This window comes from Anaerovibrio sp. JC8 (genome assembly GCF_002100115.1).
Lineage (GTDB): Bacteria > Bacillota > Negativicutes > Selenomonadales > Selenomonadaceae > Anaerovibrio.
This window is the reverse complement of the sequence record NZ_ANBM01000008.1, coordinates 1-19258: the sequence shown is the minus strand read 5'-3', so window position 1 is coordinate 19258 and position 19258 is coordinate 1. Positions and strand designations below refer to the sequence as shown.

The 19258-nt window shown below is 49.8% G+C and carries 18 protein-coding genes; all 18 read left to right on the top strand.

The genetic code is table 11. The annotated features are described in order from the left end of the window. Positions 1–58 precede the first annotated feature (58 nt). Positions 59–3619: a chromosome segregation protein SMC gene (gene smc / locus D081_RS08645; protein WP_085023798.1), complete on the top strand. Its 3561-nt coding sequence runs from the start codon at positions 59–61 to the stop codon at positions 3617–3619. A gap of 18 nt (positions 3620–3637) precedes the next feature. Then, the gene (gene ftsY / locus D081_RS08640) at positions 3638–4555 is read left to right on the top strand and encodes a signal recognition particle-docking protein FtsY (protein ID WP_085023797.1); all 918 of its coding nucleotides are present in this window, start codon (positions 3638–3640) and stop codon (positions 4553–4555) included. A 270-nt stretch (positions 4556–4825) separates the two neighbouring features. Continuing rightward, positions 4826–5926, top strand: coding sequence for a cobalt-precorrin-5B (C(1))-methyltransferase CbiD (gene cbiD, locus D081_RS08635; protein WP_085023796.1), 1101 nt, complete (start codon positions 4826–4828; stop codon positions 5924–5926). Further along, positions 5911–6546: a precorrin-6y C5,15-methyltransferase (decarboxylating) subunit CbiE gene (cbiE, locus tag D081_RS08630; protein ID WP_085023795.1), complete on the top strand. Its 636-nt coding sequence runs from the start codon at positions 5911–5913 to the stop codon at positions 6544–6546. Before cbiD ends, cbiE begins: the two co-directional genes overlap by 16 nt. Next, positions 6546–7127, top strand: a complete 582-nt coding sequence (gene cbiT, locus D081_RS08625; RefSeq protein WP_085023924.1) for a precorrin-6Y C5,15-methyltransferase (decarboxylating) subunit CbiT — start codon at positions 6546–6548, stop codon at positions 7125–7127. Before cbiE ends, cbiT begins: the two co-directional genes overlap by 1 nt. Positions 7128–7132: 5 nt before the next feature. After that, complete coding sequence (cobM, locus tag D081_RS08620) at positions 7133–7888, top strand: precorrin-4 C(11)-methyltransferase (protein ID WP_085023923.1); 756 nt, start codon at positions 7133–7135, stop codon at positions 7886–7888. After that, complete coding sequence (locus D081_RS08615; RefSeq protein WP_085023794.1) at positions 7885–8955, top strand: cobalt-precorrin 5A hydrolase; 1071 nt, start codon at positions 7885–7887, stop codon at positions 8953–8955. Before cobM ends, D081_RS08615 begins: the two co-directional genes overlap by 4 nt. Continuing rightward, a complete protein-coding gene (gene cobJ / locus D081_RS08610; protein WP_085023793.1) occupies positions 8943–9683 on the top strand; it encodes a precorrin-3B C(17)-methyltransferase in 741 nt (246 codons plus the stop codon). The genes D081_RS08615 and cobJ overlap by 13 nt, the downstream gene beginning before the upstream one ends. After that, positions 9680–10447, top strand: a complete 768-nt coding sequence (gene cobK, locus D081_RS08605; RefSeq protein ID WP_085023792.1) for a precorrin-6A reductase — start codon at positions 9680–9682, stop codon at positions 10445–10447. Before cobJ ends, cobK begins: the two co-directional genes overlap by 4 nt. Before the next feature lie 204 nt (positions 10448–10651). After that, positions 10652–11287 (top strand): precorrin-8X methylmutase, encoded by a 636-nt coding sequence (locus D081_RS08600; RefSeq protein ID WP_085023791.1) that lies wholly within the window; start codon positions 10652–10654, stop codon positions 11285–11287. Positions 11288–11305: 18 nt separating this feature from the next. Beyond that, positions 11306–12694, top strand: a complete 1389-nt coding sequence (locus D081_RS08595) for a cobyrinate a,c-diamide synthase (RefSeq protein WP_085023790.1) — start codon at positions 11306–11308, stop codon at positions 12692–12694. Between the two features lie 2 nt (positions 12695–12696). Further along, positions 12697–13254 (top strand): bifunctional adenosylcobinamide kinase/adenosylcobinamide-phosphate guanylyltransferase, encoded by a 558-nt coding sequence (cobU, locus tag D081_RS08590; RefSeq protein ID WP_085023789.1) that lies wholly within the window; start codon positions 12697–12699, stop codon positions 13252–13254. Then, positions 13254–14783, top strand: a complete 1530-nt coding sequence (locus D081_RS08585; RefSeq protein ID WP_085023788.1) for a cobyric acid synthase — start codon at positions 13254–13256, stop codon at positions 14781–14783. The genes cobU and D081_RS08585 overlap by 1 nt, the downstream gene beginning before the upstream one ends. Continuing rightward, positions 14783–15742 (top strand): adenosylcobinamide-phosphate synthase CbiB, encoded by a 960-nt coding sequence (gene cbiB / locus D081_RS08580; RefSeq protein ID WP_085023787.1) that lies wholly within the window; start codon positions 14783–14785, stop codon positions 15740–15742. The genes D081_RS08585 and cbiB overlap by 1 nt, the downstream gene beginning before the upstream one ends. Continuing rightward, positions 15743–16501, top strand: coding sequence for an adenosylcobinamide-GDP ribazoletransferase (gene cobS, locus D081_RS08575; protein WP_085023786.1), 759 nt, complete (start codon positions 15743–15745; stop codon positions 16499–16501). 15 nt (positions 16502–16516) lie between these two features. Beyond that, positions 16517–17380 carry a hypothetical protein gene (locus tag D081_RS08570; protein WP_085023785.1) on the top strand — a complete coding sequence of 288 codons (864 nt, stop codon included), beginning with the start codon at positions 16517–16519 and terminating at the stop codon, positions 17378–17380. Between the two features lie 21 nt (positions 17381–17401). Beyond that, complete coding sequence (gene cobD, locus D081_RS08565) at positions 17402–18478, top strand: threonine-phosphate decarboxylase CobD (protein ID WP_085023784.1); 1077 nt, start codon at positions 17402–17404, stop codon at positions 18476–18478. Between the two features lie 12 nt (positions 18479–18490). After that, a complete protein-coding gene (gene cobC / locus D081_RS08560; RefSeq protein ID WP_085023783.1) occupies positions 18491–19141 on the top strand; it encodes an alpha-ribazole phosphatase in 651 nt (216 codons plus the stop codon). Positions 19142–19258: the final 117 nt, after the last annotated feature.

Here is a 19258-nt window from a genome sequence, read left to right as displayed (position 1 = left end):
CAGGTGAATTGTGATAGAATTATATCTTGAGAAAAAATGATTAGGCTGGTGTATTTTATTGCAGTTAAAAAGGCTGGAGGCTTATGGATTCAAATCCTTTGCCGATAAAATAGAAGTTGATTTTGATAAGGGAATAACCGCCATTGTTGGTCCTAACGGCAGTGGCAAGAGCAATATTTCCGATGCCATAAAATGGGTGCTGGGTGAGCAGAATGTCCGCAATATCCGCGGTACCAAGGCTGAGGATATTATCTTCAACGGCAGTGCGGCCCGTCGGGCCATGGGTGTGGCTGAGGTTTCCTTGGTATTTGACAATGATGGTACCCTGCCGGTGGATTTTCAGGAGGTTACTATCACAAGACGGTTGTTCCGCAACGGGGACAGTGAGTTTTATATTAACAAGGCCCGTTGCCGCCTGAAGGATATAACCAATCTCTTTGCCGATACGGGTATTGGCCATGATAGCATGGGCATTATCAGTCAGAATAAGATAGATGATGTGCTGAATGCCCGGCCGGAGGAGCGCCGGCTGTTTTTTGAAGAAGCGGCTGGAATTACCAAATACCGTAACCGCAAGCGGGAGTCCATGCGGAAGCTGGAGGACACCGAGGCCAATCTGCTCCGTGTGCAGGATATTATTGGCGAGATAGAGAACCAGCTGGAGCCGTTGAAGCTCAGTGCAGAAAAGACCGAGAAGTACAACGGCCTGCAGGAGGAGCTGAAAAAGTTCAATCTGGCAGGTATTTATCTCAATTATCTGGATTTGAACAAAAAGATGGCCAAGCATTCTGCGGCCATTACTGCCAAGAAGGACCAGGAAATTGCGGCCAGAACTGCGCTGCAGCTGTCCGAAAACCGCAAGGAGCAGTTTGACAAGGCTGTATTGGAGCTGGAAAAGGAGCAGGAAACCATTTCCCAGAAGCGAAATGAGCTCCACAGCCAGCTGGAGGCGGCAGAGAGTGACATCAAGGTGCTGGAGGAGCGTCGCCGTCAAGGCAAGGGTGCCCGACAGATGCTGAGCCAGCAGCTGAAGGAATTAAAGGCAGCAGCCCAGGAAGCGCAGCAGGATATTGAGGCGGCGCAAAAAAGCGGGGACGAGTCCCAGAATGCTTTGACAGAAGCCACCGAAAAAATCAAAAAGTGCCGTGAGCAGGCCAAGGAGCTGCGGGCTGCTTTACAGAATAAACGTGAGGAACGGGCCAGACTGGAAAAACAGGTACAGGATGGCACCGAGGAATACAACGCCAAGCACAGCCAGCTGTTGGTGCTGGAGCGTGACTTGGAAAATGACAGCCAGAACCGGGGAGATCAACAGGCACAGCTGGATGCCCTGCGGGGAGACATTGCCGGCATGGAACAGGAGTTGACCCAGCTGGCTGCTGTCATGGAAGGAACTGCTCAAGATAAGAGGAATAAGCAGGCTTCCATGGAAGCTGATGAACAGCAAATCAACGCTGATACCCAGACCTTGGGCGACCTTAACAGGGAAAAGAACCAGCTGGATGGTACCTTGCAGAAAATGGCCAGCCGTCTGCAGATTATGGAAAATCTGCAGCACTCCTATGAGGGCTTTGGCAAGGCCGTAAAGGCGGTGCTTAAGAGCAATGCACCATGGCGTCAGCAGGTGTGCGGTACCGTGGCGGAGCTTATGGATGTGCCGGGCAAGTATGTTACGGCCATTGAAACTGCTCTGGGGGGCAGTTTGCAGAATATTGTTACCCGGGATACGGATACCGCCAAGGCGGCCATTGAGTATTTGAAGCGGGACCGCTTGGGACGGGTTACTTTCCTTCCATTGTCCTCCATTACTCCGAGGGGCAACCGGGAAAGCCTGTCATCTGATGCTGCCGGTGTTATTGGCTGGGCCAATGATATTGTGACCACTGATGCGGATTACAGCAGGGTAATGGAATTTTTGCTGGGCCGTACTTTGGTGGTTGATACCATGGATAACGCCATTGGCCTTAACCGCAAGATGGGCCAGCGGCTTCGTATCGTGACCTTGGAGGGTGAGCTCCTCAGCCCGGGTGGTGCCATGACTGGTGGCAGCCATCAGCATAGGGAAAGCAGCTTCCTCAATCGTCAGGATGAAATCAAGCAGCTGCGGGACAAGCTGACCGCTGACCGGCAGCATTTTGAGGAATTAAAGCAAAGGACCGCTGACTTAAAACAGCAGCTGGAAGATAAACAGGCGGAGCTGGTTCAGCTTCGCAACGATCTGCACGCTCTGGAAATGCAGGAGCAGGAGCAGCAGCTTAACGAGGCGGCTCTTAAGGAAAAGCTGGACAGTGCCCGCAGTGATTTCACGTTACTGGAGCAGAATCTGGCCAATGCCCAGGCGAACTTCACCGCCATTCAGGAGCAGGTGAATGAACTGAGAAATCAGACCCGTCAGCTGGATGATAATAACCAGTCCCTGAAGAACCAGCTTCAGGAGGTTATTGAGGATTACGGGGACATGGATCAGGATGCGGAGGATTTGTCCGTATTCACCAACCAGCTGGAGCATGACAAGACCGTGCTGGAACAGAGTATCCTGCGCATGAAGGAAAAATCCCTGCTCCGTCAGCGGGAATTGACCCGCAACGAGGAAACCATCAGCCAGAATGAGCAGGAAATCCGCCGTCTGGACAATGAGCTGGAGGAAAGCCAGAATAAGATCGGTGGCCTGATCACCCGTACCCAGCATTTGCAGGCGGATTATGCCACTGTGCAGACAGAATACAAGGAAGTTCACCAGCGCCGCATGGACAAGCTGGTGGAAAGCCAGAAAAATGAAAAGGAAACCAAGGCAGCCCAGCAGCGGCTCAATGCTATTCAGGACGAGCTGCACCAGCTGGAGCTGAATGCTTCCCATACAGAGTATGACTTGGAGCAGCTGCAGGATCGGATGCTGTCTGAATACGGTATTGTGCCGGAGCGGGCAGCAGAAATGGTACCGGAAATGGAGCCGACGGCCCTGAAGCGGGAGCTGAAACGGCTGGAGCGGGAAATTGAGTCCCTGGGGGCAGTAAATCCAAATGCTCCGACGGAGTATCGGGAGCTGCTGGAACGTCACAGCTTCCTGTCCGGCAATGCAGAGGACTTGAATGCCGCCAAGGCGGATTTGCTGAAGATAATCGGCGAAATGGATGCCACCATGACCAAGCAGTTCAAGGAGGCCTTTAACAGCATTAATCTGTTCTTCAAGGACATTTTCGTGCGGCTCTTTGGCGGTGGTGAGGCCAGGATTATTCTTATAGATAAGGACAATGTGCTGGAATCCGGCGTGGATATTGTGGTCCAGATTCCGGACAAGAAGCAGCAGAATCTGGCGGTACTGTCCGGCGGTGAACGTGCCTTGACGGTAGTAGCCCTGCTGTTCTCCTTCCTGCGGTATCGCCCGGCACCGTTCTCACTGCTGGACGAGGTGGATGCACCACTGGATGAGGCCAATATCGGCCGCTTCGGCAGCTTCCTGGAGGAATACGCCGACAATACCCAGTTTATTGTGGTGACCCACCGTAAGGGTACCATGGAGTCAGCTGATTCCATGTATGGCGTAACTGTGGAGGATGCCGGTGTGTCCAAGATTCTGTCCGTGAAGCTGAAGGAAGCAGAGTCTATGATAGATAATTAACATCTTTGGAGGTTTGAAATGGGATTTTTTGATAAATTAAAGAAGGGCCTGACCAAGACCCGGGAAACTATTACGGAGAAGATTGAAAAGCTGGTTATCGGCTATGCAGATATTGATGATGATTTGCTGGATGATCTGGAGGAAATCCTTATCATGGCAGATGTGGGTGTCAATACCACTGAGCATCTCATGGGAGAAGTCCGCAAGGGCATCAAGAAGAAGGAAATCAACACTCCGGAGGATTTGAAGCCATTCTTGGCCGGAAAAATCTCCGAGCTTTTGACCAAGGATTCTGATGAGACCCGCATGGCCCAGAGCGGTCCGACGGTTATTCTGGTAATCGGCGTCAATGGTGTAGGCAAGACTACCACTATTGGCAAGCTCAGTAATTATTATAAGCAGCAGGGCAAGAGTGTTATGCTGGCAGCGGCCGATACCTTTAGGGCAGCGGCTATCGACCAGCTGGAGATCTGGGGTCAGCGTACTGATGCCAAGGTCATCCGCCATGAGGAAAACTCCGACCCGGCAGCGGTGGCCTTTGATGCAGTAAAGGCCGCAGTGGCCAGAAATGTGGATGTGCTCCTCATTGATACTGCCGGCCGTCTGCAGACCAAGTCCAACCTTATGGAGGAGCTGAAGAAAATCAATCGGGTTATTCAGCGGGAGATTCCTGATGCACCTCATGAGACCCTGCTGGTGCTGGATGCCACCACCGGCCAGAATGCCATCAGCCAGGCCAAGCTCTTTACTGAGGCTGCACCAATTTCCGGCGTGGTTCTCACCAAGCTGGATGGCACCGCCAAGGGCGGCGTGGTAATCGGCATCAAGGCAGAGCTGTCCATGCCAGTAAAATGGATTGGTGTCGGCGAGGGCGTAGACGACCTTCGTCCGTTCGTGGCCGAGGACTTCGCCAAGGCATTGTTTGAAGGGAAATAATATAAGTGGTAATATGTTGGCCATTGATTGTCTAACTTCATAATTTAGACTGGCACTATGATAATTTTAGTTTTTACGTCAGGACTGCGAAAGCAGTCCTTTTTCTTTGCACCGTATTGCGTTATGACTCGTTACAACTCGTCGCGACGCGAAGCTAGTGGCATTGGCAAAACGCTAAGAGGTATATTTTCCCATATTAAATGGGAAAATTTGAATAATTGCGTTATAATAAAATATAACTGTAAGTTATCGTGTTATTAAGGAGAAAAAATGGCCAAGGAGCTTAGGGGCGGGTATACCACCGGGGCCTGTGTGGCGGCCGGGGTGAAGGCGGCGGCTCTGTTTATGCAGGGCAGCAGTGCGGATTATGTGGAAATAAACGCCCTTGATGGAACAAAACTGCATATACCAGTTAAGGCTGTTGAGCCTGTTGGGGATGGCATTCGGGTGGAAATCGTCAAGGATTCCGGGGATGACCCGGATATTACCAATGGCGTGTCCATTTTGACCACCCTCACCATGGATAAGTCCCACGAAGGGATTGAGCTGGTGGCCGGGGAAGGGGTAGGCACCATTACCAAGCCGGGCTTGGCAGTGCCGCCGGGAGAGCCTTCCATTAATCCGGGGCCAAGGCAGCTTATTCGCCAGTCACTGCAGGAGGTTTTCGGCACCATTCCGGGCTGTCAGGTCAGAGTGGATGTGCCGGGAGGCGAGGAGCTGGCCAAGAAAACCCTTAACTCAGTTCTGGGAGTAGTGGGTGGTATATCCATCATTGGAACCACAGGGGTTCTGCGGCCTATGTCGGAGGAGGCCTTTAAGGATTCTCTGGTGCCCCAGATAAGCGTAGCACTGGCGGCCGGCTACAAAACCCAGATTTTTGTGCCGGGGAAAATCGGCGAGCGTATTGCCGGTGAGTGGGGACTTCCTGTGGAGGCCATGGCCCAAACCAGCAACTTTATTGGTCATATGCTGGAAAAAGCGGCTGATATGGGAGTGGAGCGGGTTCTGCTCTTTGGGCATATTGGCAAGCTGGCCAAGGTGGCGGCCGGGGTATTTCATACCCATAACCGTATGGGAGACGGGCGCATGGAAACCATGGCAGCCTATAGCGCGGCGGCAGGAATGCCTCCGGAGGGGGTTCAGGAAATTCTGTCTGCTGTAACTACGGAGGAAGCATTGCCGGTTATTGAACGCTACAAGCTGGAAGCTGTTTACGATACCATTGCGGCCAGAGCAAGCCTGAGGGCCCAGCGTTATGTATTTGAAAAAATGCAGGTGGGCACCGTTATGGTTACCTTGAAGGGCAAGCTGTTGGGCATGGATGATATGGCAAAAAAGATTGGCGGAGATTTTGGATGGAACATAAGATAATTGTTGTGGGCATTGGCCCCGGAAGTGCAGATTATATGATACCGGCAGCCCTTAAGACTATTACTGAAGCCAAGGTGCTGGTAGGTGGCAGCAGGGCCATAGAGCAGTACGGCCAGGAAAAGGGGCAGAAACAGTGTGTCATTCGGGCTGATATCTCATCAGTAATGGATTTTATTGCCCGTGAGCTGCAATACCACGATGTGGTGGTAATGGTTTCCGGCGACCCTGGATATTATTCTCTGCTGGATGCAGTAAAGCGCAGCTTTGAGGACAGCCAGATAGAGGTAATTCCCGGCTTGAGTGCCATGCAGGTGGCTTTTTGCAAGCTGGGCCTGCCTTGGCATAATGCGGAATTAATGAGTATGCACGGACGCACGGTGGCAAAGGAAAAACTCCGTTATAAGCCTGGCCGGACTATTGGCTTCCTGACAGACGGGAAAAACAATTCCAAGACCATTCCGGCATTACTGTTGTCACTGGGATGGCCGGCAGATACCATGCTGGGGATTTGCAGCCGCCTTTCCTATGAGGATGAATTGATTATAAAAACTACATTGGGCGAAGCAGAAGACTTGAAAAAGACGTTTTTAAGCTGTGTATTGGTGGTGAAAGCAAAATGATTCCATTGGGAATTCCAGATGAGGAATTTATTCGGGGCAAGGTGCCCATGACCAAGCAGGAAATCAGGGTACTGACTGTTGCCAAGGCTGGTATTAAGCCGGACAGCGTAATATGTGATGTGGGGGCCGGTACCGGCTCCATTTCCATTGAAGCGGCCATCCAAGCCAAGGACGGTATGGTGTATGCCATTGAACGCAACCCCGAGGGCATAGAGCTTATTAAGAAGAATGCTGAAAAGTTTGGCGTATACAATCTGAAGGTTATTGAGGCTTATGCTCCTGAGGGGATGGATGAGCTGCCACAGCTGGATGCTGCTATTATTGGCGGCAGCGGGAAGAATTTGCCCATCATCCTTGACGAGATAGACAAGAAACTGGTCAATGGGGGCAGAATAGTTATAAACTGTATTACAATACAGACCATTGCCAAGTGTCTGGAATATATGAGGAAACGTGAGGATTATTCCTATGAGGCCATTCAGGTGCAGGTGAATCTGCTGGAGCAGGTGGGTCCTTATGACATGGCCAAGGCCAATAATCCGATTTATATAGTTACGTGCGTAAAGCAGGGAGGTAAATAATGGCAATTGTTAGCATTGTTGGAGCAGGTCCTGGGGACCCGGAGCTGATTACTGTAAAGGGAAGACGTTTACTGGAGGAGGCCGATGTAATTATTTACGCCGGTTCTCTGGTTCCGGAGGCATTGTTGGGATATGCAAAAGAGGGATGTGAGATTCATAATTCCGCATCCATGTCCCTGCCTGAGGTGCTGGAGGTTATTGAAAAATCTGTGGCCGCTGACAAGAAGGTGGTACGTCTCCATACTGGTGACCCGGCCATTTATGGTGCCATTCAGGAGCAGATGGATGCCCTTAGTAAGAAGGGCATTGAATTCCAGGTTATTCCTGGCGTCAGCAGCTTTTTGGCCACGGCGGCTGCCTTGAAGCAGGAATATACATTGCCAGGGGTAACCCAGACGGTTATTATTACCCGTAATGAGGGACGGACTCCAGTGCCGGATCGGGAGAAGTTGCGCTCTCTGGCAGCTCACAAGGCTACCATGTGTATCTTCCTGAGTATTTCCATGCTTGAGGATGTCGTTAAGGAGCTTATTGAGGGCGGCTATGAGCCGAATACACCTATTGCTATTGTTCAGAGAGCCAGCTGGCCTGAGCAGCGAATTTTCCGTGGCACCTTGGAGACCATTTGCAAGGAAATCGAGGGCAAGGGTGTGGACCGCACCTCCATGATAGTTGTAAGTCATGTTTTGGGCAGTGATTATGAGCTCTCAAGGCTTTATGCCCCTGAGTTCAGTCACGGATTTAGGGAAGCGAGCGTATGAGATATGCCATCTTTACTTCATCGGAAAACGGATTGAATGTTGCCGGGCGCATTAAGAAAAATATAAAGGATTCTGTGGATATTTACGTCCATGAAGGTTTAGGGGAACAGTCTGAGGCTATTTCCTACAGCCGGTTGTCAGATGCCGTAAAGGAAGAATTTTCCAGATATGGGGCGTTGATTTTTATTATGGCTGCAGGCATAGTGGTGCGTACCATTGCGCCGTTTTTGAACAGCAAGCTGACAGACCCGGCTGTGGTGGTAATGGATGAACAGGCCAAGAATATTATTAGCCTGCTATCCGGACACATGGGCGGGGCAAATGAGCTCACCTTGGAGTTGGCTGAAATTCTACACAGCAATCCTGTTATTACCACGGCAACAGATGTGAACAACAAGCTGGCCCCGGACCTGCTGGCGTCACGCCTGGGACTGGTGCCATATCCAAAGAAGAATATCCTTCACCTCAATAATGCAGTGCTTGGTGAAGTGCAGCCGGAATATCTGATAGATGAAAATATACCGTGTCTTGATGAGTATCTGGAAAAGATGAAGGAAAATGGCATTGAGGTTACGGTATGTAACGACGGGGAAATTACCAAAAGAGCTGTTGAAAGCGGGAAATACAAGGTAATTGTTTCCGCAGAGCAATATCCTGTTAATGAGTGGGTGCTGTACCTTAGACCAAGACGCCTGATAGCCGGCGTTGGCTGTCGCAGGGGTGTGGGGGCGGATTTAATCCGCGGAGCCCTGGAGGAATCTTGCAAGAGAATCGGGTGGAGCATAGACCGTATAGACGAGCTGGCCAGCACTACCTTCAAGGCTGATGAGAAGGGGCTTTTGGATATTGCCAAGGAATTGAACAAGAAAATTACTTTTTGGGATAACAGCAAGCTGAAGGAACAGATAGAATACTACAATTTGGCAGAGTCGGAATTTGTGAGGAAGGCCATTGGCGTGGGAAATGTGGCCGAAGCGGCGGCATTTTGCTGTGTCAACCACGGAGTAGAGGCCCTTTTGAAAACTAAGTATGAGAAAGTGACGGTGGCGTTAATATGGGAAAAATAACAGTAATCGGAATTGGTCCTGGCAGTATGGATGATATGACTCCAAGAGCCAGAAAGGCCATAGAGGCAGCTGAGGTAGTAGCTGGTTACACCACATATATTGATTTGATCAAGCCAATGCTGGAGGGCAAGGAAGTAATCGGCACCGGCATGATGCAGGAGGTGGACCGCTGCAAGATGGCAGTGGAGTCTGCGGCTTCCGGCAAGGATACCATTGTGGTATCCAGTGGTGATGCCGGGGTATATGGCATGGCCGGCCTGGTATTGGAGCTGGTGCTTCAGTGCCCGGAGGACAAGCGTCCGGAATATGGTGGCACCATTGCCGGAGTTTCTGCAGTAAATGCAGCAGCCTCCATTTTGGGTGCCCCTCTGATGCATGATTTTGCCGTAATCAGCCTCAGCGACTGGATGACCCCTTGGGATTTAATCCAAAAGCGGGTTAAGCTGGCAGGAGAAGGGGATTTTGTTATTGCCCTTTATAATCCAAAGAGCAAGGCCCGTCCTGATTATATTGATGTGGTTCAAGAGATTCTCCTGAAGTGCCGTGATCCAAAGACCCCGGTTGGTATTGTAACCAGTGCCAGCCGTGAGCAGGAGGATTGTGTGATTTCTGATCTGGCCCATTTCACTGAGGAAGAAATCGGCATGTTCTCCATTGTCATCATTGGTAACAGTCACACTTATGTAAAGGACGGTTACATGGTAACGCCAAGAGGTTATAAGGTATGATTTTTGTTGCGGCAGGGACCCAGGATGGCCGGGAGCTGGCGGGATATATCCTGTCCAGAGGCTATGAGGTAGTGGCCTCCGTGGTGAGCCAGTATGGTCAGGAGCTTTTGCAGTCCTATAAGGGAATTAAGGTTAATGACAGGCCTCTGGATGAGGCTGGTTTTGTGGAGTATTTCCGTGAAAATGACGTAAAATGCTTCGTGGATGCCAGCCATCCTTATGCTGCCAATATTTCCACCAATGCCATGAAGGCCTGTGAGCAGGCTGGGGTGCCTTATATTCGCTATGAGCGGGCTATGAGTCACCTGGACTATGATAAGGCGTATTACGTTAATGGCTACGAGGAAGCAGCCGTGAAGGCCGGGGAGCTGGGCAAAAATGTGTTTTTGACCACCGGCAGCCGCAGTCTGCCTATATTTGCCAAGTCCGAGGCTCTGGGTGATGCCCGCATAGTATGCCGCATACTGCCGGAGTCCGGGGTGGTAAAGGAAGCCCGGGAGCTGGGTTTTACCCCTGATAACATCATTGCCATGCAGGGGCCGTTTTCCAAGGAACTGAACAAGGAACTGTTTATTAAGTACAACGCTGATGTGGTGGTAACCAAAAACAGCGGCAGTCTGGGTGGAGCAGATACCAAGTTCGACGCCGTAAAGGAGCTGGGTCTGCCACTGGTCATCATCGACCGGCCAAAAATCCAGTACAGCAATGTAACAGACAGCTTTGATGGGGTTTTGGATTTCCTGGAAGCACAATTGAAGAAATAAAAATAAGGGACTGCATTGCAGTCCCTATTTTAGTGGTTTTACTCATGGTTCAGGAGTTGTTCTTCATTGTTTTGGGATTTTTTAAAAGGAAAGTACCGAGAATGGCGGTGTTCCTTGGATTTTTTGAATAACTGCGATATAATTAACCTATGTATTTCAGTATAACTTAGAGGCATTAATGATTAGCTTATAGGAGGTTTTGGAATGGATTTTATTAAGAAACCTATGGAAATAGAAAATAAGAGCATGGAAATCATTGCACCCCATTTGGCCGGGCTGAATCTTAACGAGGAGGAAACCAAGGTTTATTCCCGCATGATTCATGCGGCGGGGGATGTGGAGTATGCACCAATAATCAGGCTGCATCCAAATGCCATTGAGTCCGGCAAAAAGGCTATTTTGTCCGGATGCAATATTTATACAGATGTGGAAATGGTCCGCACCGGCATAAACAAGCGGAAGCTGGCCACCTTTGGTGGTGAGGTGTTCTGTCGGGTGGCGGATTCGGAGATTGCCAGGATAGCCAAGGAGAAGGGAATTACCCGGTCCATGGCGGCCATGCAGAGCTTTGGCAAGGATCTGGAGGGCTCTATTATCGCTGTGGGAAATGCGCCAACAGCATTGTTTGAGGTACTGCGCATGGTAGAGGAGGAAGGCCTGCGCCCGGCCCTGATTGTGGGTATCCCCGTGGGCTTTGTTGGGGCGGCTGATTCTAAGGAGGCCTTGGCCAAGAATACCCTTGTTCCTTATGTAACCGTAGAGGGAACCAAGGGGGGCAGCCCTATTGCGGCTTCCGTTATTAATGCCATTATGTATATTATTGATAATGAGCGGGTTTGAATGTAAGGGGCGTTATAGATGGAATGTAACATTCCAAGAGTTGTAATTGCGGCCACCAAAAGCGGTTCCGGGAAGACGACTATAGTTACGGGCCTTTTGGCGGCACTGAAGCAAAAGGGACTGAAGGTCCAGCCCTACAAGGTTGGTCCCGACTATATAGATCCGGGCTATCATCGGCTGGCCAGCGGTCAGCCATCCCATAATCTGGATTCTTGGCTTATGCCCAAGGAAACCATGAAGGAGGTCTTTGCCTTGTCGGCGGCCCGGTCGGAGCTGGCTGTTATTGAAGGGGTTATGGGCCTTTATGACGGCGGCAGCAAGGGCATAAGCTCCACGGCGGAGATAGCCAGGCTGCTGGAAGCTCCGGTGGTTCTGGTTATTGACTGCAAATCCATGGGGGCTTCCGCGGCGGCGTTGGCCCTTGGCTTTAAGATGTATGACAAGGATGTAAAGCTGGCGGGAGTAATTCTCAACCGTCTGGGGTCTGATAATCATGAAAGGATTATTCGTGAGGCCCTGGAGCAATTGGACATACCCGTATTGGGCGCGGTTCGTCGCAACGATGAGCTGATTATGCCGGAGCGTCATTTGGGGCTGCTGCCGGTGGAGGAAAATCAGGAGCAGGAAATCATTGACCGCATGGGTGAGGCCATGGCATCACAAATTGATGTGGAGGCTGTTATCAATATTGGCCGCCAGGCACCACCAATGCAGGTTCCGGAGCATCAAGCAGATGATGGGGACCTTTCAAGGGTGCGTATTGGTATCGCCCGGGACGAAGCCTTTTCCTTTTATTATCCCGAAAGCATTCGGATTTTAGAGGAAAAGGGGGCGGAGATAGTGGAGTTCAGCCCTTTGAATGATAGCAGTCTGCCTCAGGTGGATGGCCTTATTTTCGGTGGCGGCTTTCCGGAAATGTTTGCGGAGCAGCTCAGCAACAATAAGGAGCTGATAGCAGACATAAGGGAGGCAGCGGCCAAAGGAATGCCTGTTTATGCTGAGTGCGGCGGTTTTATGTTCCTCAGCAAAGCCATGGAGGACTTTGATGGCAAGGTATTTCCAATGTGCGATATTTTGCCATGTCGGGTGAAGATGAATAAGAAGCTGCAGATGGTGGGCTATGTATCAGCCCAGCTGCAGGGGGACAGTATTCTTGGCAAACAGGGCACGGTTATTAAAGGCCACGAATTCCATTTTTCCACGGAGGATGAAGATGGGGGCAAAACGGATGCCCAGCGGGCCTTTTTATTTACCCGTTCCCGTAATGGGGCCCAGTATTTGGGCGGATACAGCAAGGGCAATGTGCTGGGGTCTTACCTGCATTTGCATTTTGCCGGATGTCCTGAGGCGGTGGCCAGCTTTGTGGCAAGGTGCCGTGAATATAATTTGAAGATAAGTAAGGAATAGTAATGGGGAAGATAATCTTGGTAACCGGGGGTGCCCGCAGCGGCAAAAGCTCCTTTGCGGAGCGGTTTGTGGCCAAGCATGGCAGGAATATAGGCTATATTGCCACCTCCCAGGTTTGTGACGAAGAAATGGAATATCGGGTCAAGCTCCATCAGGAGCGGCGCCCGGCGGAATGGAAAACCTTTGAGGCTCCTTTTGATGCATACAAGGTCCTTGAGGAGCAGGGGAAGAATTACGATATGTTTCTCTTTGACTGCGTTACCATATACATCAGCAATGTAATGAGTACACTGGCGGATCTGGACGATTTTGACGGAAATTACCAGCATGTAACCAAAGCGTTGCAGCAGCTGATAGATTCTATTTTGAACTCCGATGCCACGGTTGTAATGGTGACCAACGAGGTGGGCTCCGGCATTGTGCCCAATAACCGTTTGGCCCGTGAATACCGTGATTTGGCGGGGCTGGCCAACCAGATGCTGGCCGAGGCGGCAGAAAAGGTCTATCTTGTGGTGTCCGGAATACCGGTGGATATCAAGAAGCTGGAGGAAAAAATCTGATGGCAAAAAAGATTATGTGCATGGGGACCTCATCCCATGTGGGGAAGAGTATACTGACCACGGCTCTTTGCCGTATTTTCTATAGACAGGGCCAGATGGTAGTGCCTTTCAAGGCCCAGAATATGGCCCTTAATTCTTATGTTACCCGGGATGGGGACGAAATGGGCCGGGCCCAGGTGGCCCAGGCGGAGGCTGCCGGTTTGGAGCCTATGGTGGACATGAACCCGGTTCTCTTAAAGCCTACGGGCAATTCCTGCTCCCAGGTGGTGATTATGGGCAAGCCGGTGGGCAATATGTCCGCCCGGGAGTATCATCAGGGCTATTCACTGAAAGCCTTTGGGGCGGTAAAGGAAGCCCTGGGACGGTTGGACCGGGATTTTGATACCATTGTTATTGAAGGTGCCGGCAGTCCGGCGGAGATTAACTTAAAGGCCAATGATATCGTGAATATGCGGGTGGCCAAGTATTTGAATGCTCCTGTTCTCCTTATTGCGGACATTGATCGGGGCGGTGCATTGGCTTCCCTTGTAGGCACACTGGAGCTTTTGGACGAGGAAGAAAGAGCTTTGGTAAAAGGCCTGGTTATTAATAAATTCCGTGGTGATGTTACCCTTCTGACTCCAGCCATAGAGTTTTTGGAGGAAAAGACCGGCAAACCGGTGCTGGGGGTGGTGCCTCATATTGAAAGGATGGGCATTGATGACGAGGATTCCGTGTCCCTTCAGGATAAGCAGGCAGCTCCTGTGGACGGGGATATAAAAATTGCCGTTATCCAGACACCAAAGATTTCCAATTTTACGGATTTTGATGCCCTTTCCGGCGAGGGGGATGTGTCCCTTTACTATGTGCAGAATGCAGCAGATTTTGGCACTCCTGATATAGTGATACTGCCCGGCAGTAAAAATACCACCGAGGATATGCTTTATCTTGAGAAATCCGGCATTGGCGGGCTGATTAAGAAGCATGCAGCGGCTGGCAAGGCGGTTATTGGTATTTGTGGCGGGTATCAGATGCTGGGCGAAAGGATTATGGACCCACATCATACGGAGTCGGACAATGATGAGGTCGAGGGTCTTGGCCTTCTGGGCATGACTACATTGTTTGCGGAAAAGAAGCTTACCAGCCAGGTGAAGGCGGACTGCAACGGCTTGAAGTTTATGAAGCAGTCCATCAGTGCAAGGGATTTGCTGGGCTATGAGATTCACATGGGTCAGACTGATTTTACCCGAGAAGCAGACAGCCATCCGTTTGTCATCAAGGAGCGGAGCCGTAAGGCCTGTGATACTGTGGAGGGCACGGCCTGTGCCCAGGAGAATGTATTTGGCACCTATATTCATGGTGTATTTGATAACGATGAATTCCGAAGAAGTATTTTAAATGCAGTTCGTCTCACCAAGGGCCTTGAGCCTTTGGCCAATACCAGAAATGTCATGGCAGAAAAGCAGCAGAGCTATGAACGGCTGGCGGATATTGTGGAACAGCATTTGGATATGGACAAGCTGAGAGAAATTATGGGTGAGCAGGATTAATGATAACAGGAATATTGGCCTTCTTTATTGACGCTGTGGTGGGAGATCCAAGGAGCAAGCTGCATCCCGTGGTGCTTATTGGCAACCTCATAGCCGGCATTGAAGGAATGCTCTATGGTAAAGAGGACAGTGACAGAAAAAAATTAATACTGGGCGGCTTTCTGGTTGTTTTGGTTTTACTATTCACCTTTGCAGTGGTAAATGGTATAATGAATTTAGTAGAAAAAATAGATAATACTTACGTTGTAACCATTATAGAAGCTTTTTTTCTTAGCTTTACCATTTCACCCAAAAGTCTGGCAGCGGCCGGCAAGGAGCTTTATGGCTATCTGCAGGCCGAGGATCTGGAACAGGCCAGATATAAGGTGGGCTGGATAGTAGGCCGTGACACGGAGGAGCTGACTCCTGGTGAGGTTTCCCGGGCAACCATTGAAACCATAGCGGAAAATACCGTGGATGGCATTATTGCCCCCCTGTTTTACTTTGCCTTGGGCGGCGTGCCGCTGGCTTTTCTGTATCGTGCAGTTAATACCATGGACTCCATGGTAGGCTACAAGAACGACAGATATCTGTATTTTGGCCGGGTGGCGGCCAGGGCGGATGACATTTTGGGATATATTCCTGCCAGAATTACTGGTATCTTGTTTGTGGCTTCTGCCTTTATACTGGGATTTGACGGCAAAAAGGCCTGGAAGATTTTACGTAGAGATGCGGCCAAGCATCCAAGTCCCAATGGTGGCTGGGCTGAGGCAACAGTGGCCGGAGCCCTGCATATAAGGCTGGGTGGCTATAATTCATATTTTGGCAAGGTGCATTTCCGGGAATATATGGGTGACCCCATTGAGGAGATTGACCTTGAACACATTATGAAGACAATTCGTATGATGTATACGGATACAATTTTATTTTTGATAATTTGTCATATAATTTTTGTGATTTGTAGTATGGGAGTGCTGTAAATGCAGCAATTTTTAATCGGGCTGCAGTTTTTGACCCGAATTCAAGTAGTGACGCAGACCGTTTGGACCGAAGAGGATTTTGGCAAAAGCGTCCGTTACTTTCCATTGGTTGGAGCAGTGTTGGGAGCTATATACGGACTGGTGGCCTGGGGGGCCACATATCTGCTTCCACAGGTGGGAGTGGTTTTGCCCCATCATCTGCTGCTGGCTGTCATGGTGGCATTGCCCATTATTCTTACTGGTGGTATCCACTGTGATGGCTTTATGGATACAGTGGATGGCATCTTTTCCGGCCGGGAGAGAGAACGCATGCTGGAAATAATGAAGGACAGCCGGGTAGGTGCCTTTGGCGTTGTGGCCTTCGTTCTGCTGGTGATGTTTCAGTATTCTGCCCTGGCAGATGTGCCGGAGGTGGATTTGCCGGCAGCCATGTTCGTTATGCCGATTATTTCCAGAATGATGATGGTAATGGCCATATCTCTATATCCTTATGCAAGAAAAGAAGGAATGGGAAAGGCCTTTAGCGAATATAGTAGTAAGAAAACCTTTATACTTGTTTTCATATATGGACTGGCATTGGTGCTGCCATGGGGAGTAAAGGCACTGATAGCAGTCCTGGTATCACTTTTGTTTACAGCATGTTTCTGCAATTATGTGACTAAAAAATTAGGGGGAGTCACCGGTGACGTTTATGGTGCTGTATGCACCCTGTGCGAGTTGCTGGTTTTAATTGCATTCACATGTAAAATACCTTTTTAAGAGGGGGAGATATATATGTTGTTAGAAGTATTAGTGCCTGGGTCCTGCGGCGAGATTGCCCAGGGTTGGAGAGATGGTCAGCCATTTATGGTTACCTGCCCAATAGGTCTATATTCTAGAGCATTAGTAACAGAAAGAACCTCTGCAAAAACGGGTCTGGGGAAGAAAGCTCGTGCAGCGCTGAAAAACACGGTGGGATACATGGGGTTCACGGATTTTCCATTGGGCCTGGCCCTGGAATCACAGCTTCCTACCGGCAAGGGGATGGCCGCCAGCACCGCAGATATTGTGGCGGTAATTCAGGCAGTGGCTACGGCTATTGATGATGAGCTGGATCCAGAGGAGGTTGCAACACTGGCCGCCGGGATTGAGCCAACTGATGGCGTGTTCTATCCAGGTGTAGTGCAGATGGATTACATGACTGGCAAGCTCATTGAGTCCTATGAACCGGTTCCAAAGATGATAATTGCCATGTTTGATACTGGTGGGGAAATCAATACCGTTGAGTTCCACTCGGATTATTCAGAAAATCATGGTAATGAAAACAGCCCGGCTGAATTGCTGGATGCAGTGGATTCTCTCAGCAAGGACTTTTCACCGGAAAATATTGCCCGGGTGGCTACACTGAGTGCCCGTGCCAACCAGAAGGTGGTGGAAAAGCCACAGCTGGAGGAGATTATTGAATTTGCCAAGTGCAAGGGGGCTCTTGGAGTCAATGTGGCCCATAGCGGCACCATGATGGGGATTCTCTTTAAGCCTGACGAGTCCATGCGCAAGGTTTTGGACATTTCCAAGGAGATTGAGGCAAAGTTCCCGCACATGGAATATTTTGAAACAGAGCGTCTGATTTCAGGCGGCTGTATTATCAGACAGAGATGATTTAAGGGTGTTTTTTAAAGCATGAAGCCTTTTGAACATGGTGGTAATGTGTATAGCGCTGGGGTCCGCAATGATGAATGGCTGGACTTCAGCGCTAATATTAATCCACTGGGATTATCAGACAGTATTAAAAACTCAATAATAGATAACATGGAGAGCCTGGTTCACTACCCTGATCCAACGGGTACGTTATTGAAGCAGGCTATTTCAGTGCATTATGGCGTAGAACCGGATAACATCATTTTGGGTAATGGTGCAGTGGAGCTGATGTACATTTATTTTCATACCCGTCAGCCCCGCAGGGTGCTAATCCCGGTACCATCCTTCAGTGAATATGAACGGGGAGCCAAGGCGGCCGGCTGCCAGATAGAAATGCTCTATATGGATAAGGAGCAGGGCTTCGTTCTGGACAAGGCCCGGCTGCTGGAGCGATTGCCTGATGTGGACGCAGTAATTTTGGGCAATCCCAATAATCCAACGGGAGAATTGATTTTACGTAGAGATTTGCTGAAAATCCTTTCCAAGGCGAAGGAAGCAGGCACGGATATTATGGTGGATGAATCCTTTTTGGATTTTCTTGCCACGGACAAGGAATATACTGTATTGGATATGATAAAGGATTATCCTAATCTGCTGGTGCTCCGTTCCATGACCAAATTCTTTGCTGTTCCGGGGCTGCGTTTGGGCTTTGGGGTGGCAAATGCGGAGCTGGTGCAGAAAATGGAGCTGTCCAAGGACCCGTGGAATGTGAATCTGCTGGCCCAGATGGCAGGCGTGGCGGCCTTGAAGGATAAAACCTATCAGATGGACTCCCGGCAGATTATTACGGGATGTATAAATTATCTATATAATGCATTGTCGGCTATTGATGGGCTGAAGGTATATGCTCCATCGGTGAACTTTATTCTGCTCAGCGTAGAAGCCTGTGGCATGACCAGCAGCGAATTTGTGCAGGCCATGCGGGAAAAGGGGATACTGGTGAGGGATTGCTGCAATTATCCGGGGATGGACCAATATCATGTGCGGGTTGCGGTTCGGCTGATGGAAGAAAACCAAAAGCTGGTGGAAGCTATAAAAAGCCTGTTGGCAGAAAGGTAAAATGGTGAGTCTATGACAAAGATTGTTTTGGTGCGACACGGCCAGACAGTATGGAATAAGCTGGGAAAATACCAGGGGCAGGCTGATATTGATTTAAGCGAGGTGGGCAAGGAGCAGGCAAAGCTGCTGGGAGAAAGCTTTCCGGTGGAAGGTGTGGATGCTGTTTTTTCCAGCCCGCTGGTTCGTGCCATGGAAACAGCGGAGGCCATTGCTGCACCATTAAATTTACCAGTTACATCCTGCCAGGAGTTTTGTGAGATTAGCTTTGGCAAATGGGAAGGACTGACCTATGATGAAATTCACGCATCCTGGCCCAAGGAGCACGACCTTTTATTTACCCGTCCCGATGAATTAATCTGTCCGGAGGGGGAGGGCTTTGTCCAGGTTCAGCAACGGGCAGCGGCGAAAATGGAGTCTCTTATAAAGGAAAATCCGGATAAAACTATAGTTATAGTGGCTCATGGCGGTGTTATAAGAACCCTTCTTTGCCATGCTCTGGGGATGCCATTGAAAAATATGTGGCGTATCCGTCAGGATAACACGGCCGTAAGCATTGTCACTGCTTACAATGAGGGAATGACAGTGGAATTGATGAACTCTACAGTACACCTAACCGGCAGCAAATTTAACCCAAATATTAATAATTGGGTAAAAAAGAGTTGACAAGATGCTCTGAAAATAGTAATATTATCGATGTTGTCGCTGACAGTGCTTTGGATAGCCAAGCAGCGGGCAGCAAAAAGAAAATATCAAAAAGTGCTTGACATTACAGTGACTTCG

Bases quoted from the DNA above. Each gene is read 5' to 3' on its own strand.
- ftsY (WP_085023797.1), top strand. From the start codon at position 3,638: ATGGGATTTTTTGATAAATTAAAGAAGGGCCTGACCAAGACCCGGGAA.
- cbiD (WP_085023796.1), top strand. From the start codon at position 4,826: ATGGCCAAGGAGCTTAGGGGCGGGTATACCACCGGGGCCTGTGTGGCG.
- cbiE (WP_085023795.1), top strand. From the start codon at position 5,911: ATGGAACATAAGATAATTGTTGTGGGCATTGGCCCCGGAAGTGCAGAT.
- D081_RS08615 (WP_085023794.1), top strand. From the start codon at position 7,885: ATGAGATATGCCATCTTTACTTCATCGGAAAACGGATTGAATGTTGCC.
- cobJ (WP_085023793.1), top strand. From the start codon at position 8,943: ATGGGAAAAATAACAGTAATCGGAATTGGTCCTGGCAGTATGGATGAT.
- cobK (WP_085023792.1), top strand. From the start codon at position 9,680: ATGATTTTTGTTGCGGCAGGGACCCAGGATGGCCGGGAGCTGGCGGGA.
- D081_RS08600 (WP_085023791.1), top strand. From the start codon at position 10,652: ATGGATTTTATTAAGAAACCTATGGAAATAGAAAATAAGAGCATGGAA.
- D081_RS08595 (WP_085023790.1), top strand. From the start codon at position 11,306: ATGGAATGTAACATTCCAAGAGTTGTAATTGCGGCCACCAAAAGCGGT.
- cobU (WP_085023789.1), top strand. From the start codon at position 12,697: ATGGGGAAGATAATCTTGGTAACCGGGGGTGCCCGCAGCGGCAAAAGC.
- D081_RS08585 (WP_085023788.1), top strand. From the start codon at position 13,254: ATGGCAAAAAAGATTATGTGCATGGGGACCTCATCCCATGTGGGGAAG.
- cbiB (WP_085023787.1), top strand. From the start codon at position 14,783: ATGATAACAGGAATATTGGCCTTCTTTATTGACGCTGTGGTGGGAGAT.
- cobS (WP_085023786.1), top strand. From the start codon at position 15,743: ATGCAGCAATTTTTAATCGGGCTGCAGTTTTTGACCCGAATTCAAGTA.
- D081_RS08570 (WP_085023785.1), top strand. From the start codon at position 16,517: ATGTTGTTAGAAGTATTAGTGCCTGGGTCCTGCGGCGAGATTGCCCAG.
- cobD (WP_085023784.1), top strand. From the start codon at position 17,402: ATGAAGCCTTTTGAACATGGTGGTAATGTGTATAGCGCTGGGGTCCGC.
- cobC (WP_085023783.1), top strand. From the start codon at position 18,491: ATGACAAAGATTGTTTTGGTGCGACACGGCCAGACAGTATGGAATAAG.